This is a genomic window from Gemmatimonadota bacterium, assembly GCA_009838845.1.
In the GTDB taxonomy this organism is placed as follows: domain Bacteria; phylum Latescibacterota; class UBA2968; order UBA2968; family UBA2968; genus VXRD01.
This window is the reverse complement of the sequence record VXRD01000022.1, coordinates 23,532-32,863: the sequence shown is the minus strand read 5'-3', so window position 1 is coordinate 32,863 and position 9,332 is coordinate 23,532. Positions and strand designations below refer to the sequence as shown.

The 9,332-nt window shown below is 52.5% G+C and carries 6 protein-coding genes and 1 pseudogene (1 of these 7 only partly in view); all 7 read left to right on the top strand.

Annotated elements, in window-relative coordinates; all coding sequences use genetic code 11:
* Positions 1 to 26: pseudogene (locus tag F4Y39_03115) on the top strand (hypothetical protein) (it extends 538 nt beyond the left edge of the window).
* A 248-nt stretch (positions 27 to 274) separates the two neighbouring features.
* Positions 275 to 1,342: a hypothetical protein gene (locus tag F4Y39_03110; GenBank protein ID MYC12695.1), complete on the top strand. Its 1,068-nt coding sequence runs from the start codon at positions 275 to 277 to the stop codon at positions 1,340 to 1,342.
* A complete protein-coding gene (locus F4Y39_03105) occupies positions 1,336 to 1,950 on the top strand; it encodes a sigma-70 family RNA polymerase sigma factor (GenBank protein ID MYC12694.1) in 615 nt (204 codons plus the stop codon). The genes F4Y39_03110 and F4Y39_03105 overlap by 7 nt, the downstream gene beginning before the upstream one ends.
* A gap of 14 nt (positions 1,951 to 1,964) precedes the next feature.
* Positions 1,965 to 2,414, top strand: coding sequence for a Rieske (2Fe-2S) protein (locus F4Y39_03100; protein ID MYC12693.1), 450 nt, complete (start codon positions 1,965 to 1,967; stop codon positions 2,412 to 2,414).
* Between the two features lie 163 nt (positions 2,415 to 2,577).
* A complete protein-coding gene (locus tag F4Y39_03095) occupies positions 2,578 to 3,852 on the top strand; it encodes an aminotransferase class I/II-fold pyridoxal phosphate-dependent enzyme (GenBank protein MYC12692.1) in 1,275 nt (424 codons plus the stop codon).
* A gap of 120 nt (positions 3,853 to 3,972) precedes the next feature.
* The gene (locus tag F4Y39_03090) at positions 3,973 to 7,389 is read left to right on the top strand and encodes a GWxTD domain-containing protein (protein MYC12691.1); all 3,417 of its coding nucleotides are present in this window, start codon (positions 3,973 to 3,975) and stop codon (positions 7,387 to 7,389) included.
* Between the two features lie 9 nt (positions 7,390 to 7,398).
* A complete protein-coding gene (locus F4Y39_03085; GenBank protein MYC12690.1) occupies positions 7,399 to 9,330 on the top strand; it encodes a hypothetical protein in 1,932 nt (643 codons plus the stop codon).
* Positions 9,331 to 9,332 lie beyond the last annotated feature (2 nt).

Genomic DNA, 9,332 nt, shown 5'->3' with positions numbered 1-9,332 from the left:
GAAGCCGAGCTCAAGACGTTGATTGAAGGGTTGAGGGAGTTGGATATATCCAGGCGAATCATTCGTGCGGCGGTGGATGAGAAATTGGAGGAATGGGGGATTGAACGCTCCGAGCGTTCGCGAGGGGGGAAGCGCGGGCAGGGTCGGCGCGGAGGGCACCGCGGTAGAGGCCATAAGCCGCTATCCACAACCTCGGGATAATTCATCGGTTCATGGGGGAAGGATATTTGCCCTTCCCCTTATGATAAACCCGTCGCTGAAAAAGGGAATGAGTATGAGACGACTATCAACTTTTGCCTGTGTGTTGCTTTTGGGGCTGGGAACAGCAGATGCTGATGTGCTTACAGATGTGACTGTGGGAACGATTTACGATACCAATGTGGATGGCGTTTATGGAGGGTCGAGTGCTTTTGTGACGCAACTTTCCGCTTCTGTGATGCGACCCGTGGAGATGGATGCTTCATATTTGCGGTTCTTTTTTTGGGGCGATGGCTTTTTGTTTGGTCACAATGGGGATCGGACATTTGCGACCAATCGATTGGGCGTTGATTTTGCGCGCGATCTGAACAGTGGTGAACGCGATAGGATATTTGCGGGTTTTTCGCTGGCTGCGCGTGCAAACCGCTCTATTTACGATGTGTATGATTATACCGGGCTGGCGGGATACGTGCAGGGCAAATGGTATAGCGACGAGAATACGATGAAGCGGGTGGGGTATCAGCTCAACTGGCGGTCGTATTCCAATTTGAATGTGTCGCGTTATGTCGATCACTACGCATTTTTTCAGATCAACCATTTTTTGCCCTCGCGAACGACGCTGAGGGGCGATCTCGGTTTGGGCTATAAGTTGCGCGAGGGGACTGAAGGACAGGTGGTTTTGGGTTTTCAGGTGGCGCAATCTCTGACAGATAATACGGGCTTGCGGGTGCGCTACCAGCGGCGCATCAATTTGCGGGCTGCAAATGATGCTCCCACGCGATTTAATGCACTAATTTACGGCGATGATGATATATTGAAGGACCGCTACGATTATAGCGGCGATCAAATAACTGCGCGGCTGACCCAGCAATTGCCCTTGCAGGTTCGGGTTATTCTGGAAGGTGGGTATGAAAAGCAGTCTTATAAAGACGATCTGGCACGAGATGTCAGTGGCGCGATTTTGCAAGGGGGCGCGTTGCGCCAGGATGAATACTCGTTTTTTGACGCGTTTTTGGAACTGCCTTTAACACAGCGCGTGACAACGGAATTTGGATACGGCATTTCGCGGAATTTTTCAAATGATGAATTTTATCACTACGGTAGGCGGCAAAGTGTATCTTTTGATTTGACTGTTGAATTTTAGGCGGGAGATTTTCTGTGCTCGATTGGTCAACATGCGATGATAAATTGCTCGTTGGGTATGCCCAAAAGGGGCAGACCAGGGCGTTTTCCGAATTGGTTCGGCGGCACCAGGTACGAATTTTTCATACGGCGTTTGGCATGGTGGGCAACAGGGAAGATGCAGATGATTTGGCACAGATTGCGTTTGTCAAGGCGTTTCAGTCGCTTGACAAATTTAAGGGAAAATCGCTGTTTTCCACCTGGTTGTATCGCATCAGTATCAATTGTTGCCTGGATTGGATTAAGTCGCAACAGCGCAAATATGACGTCAAGATGGATGATGAGTGGTGGCGCAGACAAGCAGACGATGAAGCTCTGTTTGCAGGTCCAGAGCGAACGGATTACAGGGTAGAGCAGGGCGAGTTGCGCGATGTTTTGGCACATGCGATGGCGCAGATGCCGCCCATTTTTCGGTCTGTGCTGGTGCTGCGCGAGTTAAATGGGCTGTCATATCAGGAGATTGCCAGTGTTGAGGGGTGTTCAGTGGGCACTGTAAAATCGCGTCTGTTTCGGGCGCGTGCCCAACTTCGCAAGTTGTTGAGGCCGTTCTACAAGGCACTTGTGGCATAATAGGAGGCATATCAGTGGATGAGAAGACGGAAAGAAGAGCGTTTTTGACACAGGCCCTCGCGCTTGTGGGGGGGTGCATGTGCGCCGGATGGTTTTCGGGATGTGAGAATGATGTGTTGAAGTCGTCTGGTGTGAGTGTGCAATTTGATGTGGGTAGCGCGCCTGCCTTGGCACAGGTGGGAGGGTCTGTGAAACAAGTTTTTGAAGGGCAAAACGGCGGTGCCCCCGTGATCATTTTCCGCCGTGCCGAAGAAGATTTTGCAGTTTTGAGTTCTGTGTGTACGCACGAGGCGTGCGAGGTGGATTTGCCGGGGGACCGCGATCCACAAATCTGGTGTTCATGCCATGGTGCGAGATTTGACAGGACAACGGGAGCGGTTCTGCGAGGACCAGCTTCTGCGCCTTTGCCGCGATTTGAGAGTACTTATGATAATGGGACACAGACGTTGACAATTCTGTTTTAAGAAGAGCGAGTGGCCTAATAAGCAAAAAACCGATCTCTGAAGTTATAGCGATCGGTTTTTGTATTTTTTACTCAATGAATGTCGAGATGGATTGCTTTATGAGACTGAATTGCGCTATATTGTGATACATCGCGTAAACTCGCCTATTGAGAGGAGCGGAAAAATGTCTGATCTGGCAATTGACGGTGGTCCCAGAGCTGTTACCGCTTTGATGAATGATTCGTGGCAGGATGTAAGCGATTTGGAGAAGGAGTACGTCAACCAGGTTCTGGATAATAAGGATGACGCTTACGCGCAACTCGATAAGTTTGAAGAAGAGTATCGGGCTTTTGTGGGAACCAAACACGCGCTTTGTATGTGCAATGGTACCGCGACCTTGCACTCGGCGATTTTTGCCGCAGGTGCATGCGCTGGGAAAGAGGTGATTGTGCCCACTGCGACGTGGCACGCGACGATTACGCCGATTTTGCACTGCAATGCCACACCCGTGTTCTGCGAGGTAGATCCGGAAACGTTTTGTGCCGATCCCGAGGATGTAAAGAAGCGGATTACGCACCACACATGCGCGATTGTGGTGACGCATCTTTACGGCAATCCGGCGGATATGGATGCGTTTTTAGATATTATAGACGGGACCGATATAACGCTGATTGAAGATGCTTCCCATGCGCCTGGGGCGATGTGGGGCGATAAGATGGTCGGTTCTATTGGGCACATCGGGTGTTTTAGCCTTCAGGAGAAAAAGCCAGTATCCGGAATAGAAGCGGGTGTTGCGACTACGAATGACGATGATCTCTACGATCGCATGCTGGCTCTGGGGCAGTGCGGACGGTGCGACGCGCTGTGGCAGACGGATCGCTTTAAGGCGCTTCGCAATATGGGATTGGGCGTCAAATACCGCGCAAATCCTCTGGGTATTGCGATGGCTCGCGCCCAGTTGGAGCGCTTGCCGGGGCTGAATGAGAAGCGGATGGCCTGGTTTCGGCGAATGGATAGACTGCTCAATGAAGTCCCGGGTGTGGCTCCGCAAAAAGCATATCCCAGGGCGAAGCGAGGTGGCATGTTGCTCTATGCGGGAATGGTTGATCCCGATGTGTTTGGTGCTCCGCTACCGATTATCATAAAGGCACTGGTTGCGGAAGGGGCGTACGTCTCAGAGACGACGGCCTGGGGGTATAGCGCGATGCATTTGGAACCGCTTTTTAACGATTTTTCGTTCGATGGTTTGGGCGGGCCATGGGCGGATTTGCCCGCAGAGGGGAGGCGACTTGTGTGCAATTTGCCGGTGAGCGAGCGGTTGCAGGACATGAGTTTTTGGCTCGCTACGCCAGTTGCGCCCGCTACCGAGTGGGTGGAGCAGACCGCACAGGCATTTGCCAAGGTGGCGGCCCACCGCGAGCGCCTATTTGAGATTGCGAATGGACGAATAGACGAATAGACGAACCCCGCCCAACCACCCAGAGCATGTGCTGACATGACATAAGTCAGTATTGTTATAAACCCCGTCGTAGATTCGTAGATTCGTAGATTCGCTATCATATTTTTTGAGAGTACCAATATGCCCTTTTTGCTTCTTTTTCTTTTTTTCCTGTTTTTCCCATTGCAGACGACTGCTGAAGAGGGACGGGTGTCTTTGGAGGGCAGTCTCGCGCTCGGCGTTGATGCCTGTAGTTTTCGCGGAGACGATGGTCCTTATGAAGAGGTTGTTATCCGTTTTCCCGCGGCGCAGCTCGCGTTTGAAACACGAGGTGATAGCCTTTTTGTAGCGCGCTATATTCCACGTCTCGAGTTATTCGATGAGAATGGCAATTCGGTCAAGAGGATAGAGGGCGAGCGCGTATTTTCTTCTGCAGAGCGGATCGACGATCCAGAACACTTTGTCTATGATATCGCGCGATTCCAGGTTCCAGCGGGGTATTATCACGCGGTTCTGAAGGTCAAAGCCGTGGGCAATGATCGCCAGGGACGGGCGGTGTTTTCTATTGAGGTTCCCGAGTTCAAGACGGGACAGCTCGCGTTTAGCGATCTGTTTTTTGTGAGTGAAATAGATCCATCTTCTCAGCATTTTGAAGCTGAGTCTTTTCTCAAGGGAGGTCATGTTCTTTTGCCGTTGCCTGAGCGCGAGGTCGGAGGTGGCGCGCCCCTGCGCTTTTATGTCGAGCTTTACGAGATCGGGCGGCTTGCCCATAGTGTGCGTTTTCAGATCCGCGACCGTTTCGGTTCTGTTGTTTTTGACCATCGGCGGGAATTTCCCACATATCGCGGAGATGCAAAATTTGTCGAGGGGATCCCGTTGCGCGGGTTGTCACCTGGGACATATACGCTGAGCGTTGAAGCGCGTATAGGTGATCAGATTGCGCGTACGCAACGCGATTTTCGCATAGCGGGTTCGCCGGTTGAATTGTCTCTCACGGCACAGCAGCAGGTTCTTATGGAGAAGATTCTGGAACGCTTTTCAACGCCAGAAGCCGCGCGGGAATATGCGAAAGTCGATGCGGGAGAACGCGCTGTTTTTATGTACGGGCATTATTTCGAGCGGGTGCCACTTTTCGCCCAGGCTTATATCGCACCGGTCGCGGGATTGGGTAATCGCGAGATGGGGATGACGATGTTGAGGGCGATAGGTCTCGAGGAAACGCTCAAGAAGCGCGTTGACAAGACGTTTGGCGAGCGTTTGCCCGAGGCGGATACGCTTGCGGTACGAATGGCGCGCGATATGGTCGATTTTGTGCTGGAGGAAGATCCGCGTGATCCACGGGCGTTGACAGCCAGAGCATTGATCGCACTTGAAAGTGGTGCGCTGGTCGAAGGCGAGCGTTGGGTGCGAAAGGCGCTCGATATTGCCCCCGATTTGCCCGAGGCGCGCAATGCACTGGGTATTGTGGGTATGGGGCGCGGCGACTGGAATGGCGCTGTTGAAAAATTTCAAGAGGCGGCGTATTGGACAAATGCAGAGCTGGCGCGTTTTCTTTCCGGGAAGGGCGAGGGTTTGGAATATCTGAAAGCGGCTGTTGGACGAGATCCCACCCATCCCTTTCTCTATTATATGATGGGGCGCGTGTTAGAGCGCAGGGGTGAACTTGCCGAAAGTGCGGTTGCGTATAGACGACAGATTGCAGTGGACCCCCTGTTTGCGCGCGCGCGGTTTGACTTTGGGCGCGTGTTGTTCAAACAAGGGCGTATTGATTCGGCTACGGTTATTTGGCGAGATTTGATGGAGGCGCGGCCCGATTTTCGCAGTTTATGCATGCATCCATTGCTGGAGGCGTATCTCAATATTGGGGAAACGGGCAAAGCGCATGCGCTGATTGCAGAGGAGTTGCGCACGCTTAGCGATGAGGCGAGAGAACGGGTGGAAGATATTTCACTCGTGGCGGGTCCAGAGGAAGTGGCGGCGTACCAGCGTCTGGCACCCGAGGAGCGGGCGCAGTTTGTTCGGGCGTTCTGGCAAAAACGCGATCCCACGCCGGCAACACCAGGTAACGAGCGGTTGGTCGAGCACTATCGGCGCGTTGTTTATGTGTTGCAGAATTTTTCAAAAGATGGACGAAAATGGGACAGGCGCGGCGATGTGTATATCCGCTATGGAGAACCCGCGCATGTGAGTAAAAGATCGGATATTCGGTTTGAGACAGATGCGAGGGTCGTGCGGGTAAAGGAGCGGTTGATCGCGGCGCTGTCGCCAGAGGCCAAGCAGGAAATTATCGCGCGGATAGGTCGATTGCGCACATCGACGCGCGATGTTGAAATCGAGACTGAGTTGGGAGAGGTGGTCGCGGTCAGCGATTTTGAGTCTATCGATTTTGAGATGAATCCCAATCGCGTGTTTTTTGCCAGGCAGAGTGATGATGTGAATACTTATGTCCGCGGCAAGGAACTCTTCGGGCGGGACCGTCCAGGTATGAGCGAGCGTCCGATGCGGGGGATACCGCTTTATCCGGTCAATGGAAGCGAGCCGTGGGAATACTGGATTTATCCGGATGTGAGCGGGGGTATTGAAGTCGTTTTTACGGCGTTGACGCCGAAGGGCGATTTCGATTTTCCCGATGTTTCTCAGGGGCGTAAAATTGCGCGGTTTAACCAGAGATTTTGGGAAGATACGCGGCCCGAGGTCGTTATTTCACGAGCGGTGAATGCACAACCCGACCGCTATGTGCCCGTTGGCAAGGGCGTGCTGGACTTTCACTCTGCTTCGGCAGATTTCAGAGGGGCAGATGATAAATCTCGGCTGGAGGTGTATTATGGGGTGCCGGTTTTAGATGCGATTGATGATGGGGGAGAAGAGGTCGTTTTTGAGCGCGGTATCGCGCTTTTTGACAGTAGCTGGACACCGATTTATCGCAGACTGGAGCCGATGCCGGTGCGCGTGGATGTCGGCGGTGTTGAGGCCGGTACTCTGGCGATAGATGAGCTCGCACTTCAGGTTTTGCCCGGGCGATATTATTTGGGGCTTCAGATCAATCATCCGGCATCCGGACGCAGGGGTGGATATACGCAGGAACTCGTGGTGGAGGATTATGCGGTCGCTGGACTCAAGATAAGCGATATAGAGCTTGCGGGAAGGGTGCAGGTGGATTCTTTGGCTACTGATAAAGGCGGGGTTGAGGTTATTTCTCTGCCGTCGCGCACCTATAAGATCGGGCAGCCGGTTGTTATTTATTACGAAGTTTACGATTTGAAAATCGACGATTTCGGGCAGACGAAATATCGCGTGGATTACCGCATTACGCCCCGAGAAGGCAAGCTCAGTGGTGTGCAGGTTCTGCGGGCACTGGGGCGTTTGCTCGGTATCGAAGAAAAAGCCGTTGTTACGATTTCTTATGAGCGGACGGGTACAGGGTCTGATGAGTACAATTATCTGGAGATCGACCCGGGCGAGTCAAAACCGGGGCGTTATGAAATTGCAGTAGCGATTACCGATTTGAATGGCGAGCAAACCGCTGAGAAGACGGTGATATTTTTTATTGGCGAGTAAGGAGGCTTTATGACGGTACGCGCCTTTCTCATCGGATTGTTCATGTCTGTTCTCGTCAGTTTATGGCCTTCTTATACCACGTATATGCTCCGATCTGCGCGTGCAGATTACGCGCATCTCTCCGTTGCAATTCTCCTTCCTTTTCTCTTATTGCTGTTGGTCAACCTCTATTTTTCTCGCAAAAGCAAGGGTTTTACGCCTTCTGAGCTTATTCTCATCGCTTCGATGGGAATGGTTTCTGCTCTGACGCAGGGCGAGTGGCTTGCGGGATATTTTCTCGGTGTGATTACGGCACCGGTCTATTTTGCCTCTACCGAAAATGGCTGGGCCGATACACTGCTTACGCGTTTGTCCGATTGGTCTGTTGTTTCCGATCACCACGCCGCGGTTGCTTTTTACGAGGGGTTGCCAGCAGGGGCGGCTTTTCCCTGGGGTAGCTGGATCGTGCCGATTTTCTGGTGGGGGTGTTTCTTTTTTGCGTTTTTTGCCGCCAATTTGTGTCTTATGGTGGTGTTTCGGCGGCAGTGGATGGATTACGAGCGTTTGCCTTTTCCTCTGGCTGCTGGCCTTCTGGAACTCACGGGTGAACACGGGCAACGGGGCGCGCTGATGGAATTGTTGCGCAATCCGCGTTTCAAGATCGGGTTTTTTGTCGCTTTTTTTGTGTTTGGATGGGATATCGTTTCCTGGTTTACCGAATTGATTCCGCCGCTTCAAGCCAATATTGATCGGCAAATTTTTATCGGCGAAGGATTTCCCTATCTGCGGTTTAAGACGAATCCTCTGACGATTGCGTTTGGCTATTTTACAGAGTCCAATGTGCTGTTTAGCATCTGGTTTTTTCATCTGGTGATGGTGTTGCAAGTGGGGCTGATGAATCGTTTGGGATTTGAGATGGGGTCGCCCGATCCGTGGTGTTCGTATCATCCTGCCGTGGGATGGCAGAGTTTTGGTGGCTTGCTGGCATTTGTGTTATGGGGGCTGTGGGTTGCGCGAGATCATCTGTCCGCGGTTTTTCGGAAGGCGTTTACTTCGCGCGCGGGCGATGTGGATGATTCGGGTGAGCTTTTTTCGTATCGCACGGCGGTGTTTGTCTTTCTGGGGTGTGTTCTGTTCAGTGTGTTGTTTTTCTGGGAACTCGGGCTTTCGGGGTGGGCAGCACTGGCTTTTTGGAGCGCTACGCTGGTGCTTTACCTCGGTCTGGCGCGCATTATTGTGGAGACTGGTCTGATTTATTTGAGAACGCCGATTACAGCACAGGCTTTTACCTGGCATGTTTTGGGGATAACGGGTATTGGGCCGATGCATGCGATGGCGCTCGGTCTGGCGTACACGTTTTTTGCCGATGCAAAGACGATTGGCGTGACAACGCTGGCGCATATTCCGCGTCTTGGCGGGGCTATGGATCCCCGCCGCCGGAGGCTTGTGCCGCCTGCTGTGGGCATGGCGTTTATTGCTGGCGCGCTGGCGGTTTTTGTGTTTATCATTTATCAGGGCAATTACACGGTGGGGAGTTATAATTTTGGCAGTGTGAGTTTTAATGGCTCGGGCGACGGGGGGATTGGGGTGTGGCTTTTGACTGCCAATCGCATTCGGAGTAATGCGTTAGAGACGGACTGGATGCGTCTGGGTTGGCTGGGGTTTGGCGCGATTTTTACGCTGGGGCTGTACGCGCTTCGCTACCGTTTTCCGGGGATTGCGCTGCATCCCATTGGTTTTGCGATTTCGGCATCTGATGTTTTGCGCAGTGGTATTTCGTCGATTTTTATTGTGTGGGTGTGCAAGACATTGATTTTGCGCTTTGGCGGTCTTGAGAGTTACCGCCGCAATACGCCGCTTTTTATGGGGTTCGTGGTCGGTTTTTTGGCGGCGATTGCCTGCGGTGCAATTGTGGATTTTATCTGGTTTCCCGGTCAGGGGCATAAGATTAACGGTTGGTAGTT

Bases quoted from the DNA above. Each gene is read 5' to 3' on its own strand.
- F4Y39_03110 (MYC12695.1), top strand. From the start codon at position 275: ATGAGACGACTATCAACTTTTGCCTGTGTGTTGCTTTTGGGGCTGGGA.
- F4Y39_03095 (MYC12692.1), top strand. From the start codon at position 2,578: ATGTCTGATCTGGCAATTGACGGTGGTCCCAGAGCTGTTACCGCTTTG.
- F4Y39_03090 (MYC12691.1), top strand. From the start codon at position 3,973: ATGCCCTTTTTGCTTCTTTTTCTTTTTTTCCTGTTTTTCCCATTGCAG.
- F4Y39_03085 (MYC12690.1), top strand. From the start codon at position 7,399: ATGACGGTACGCGCCTTTCTCATCGGATTGTTCATGTCTGTTCTCGTC.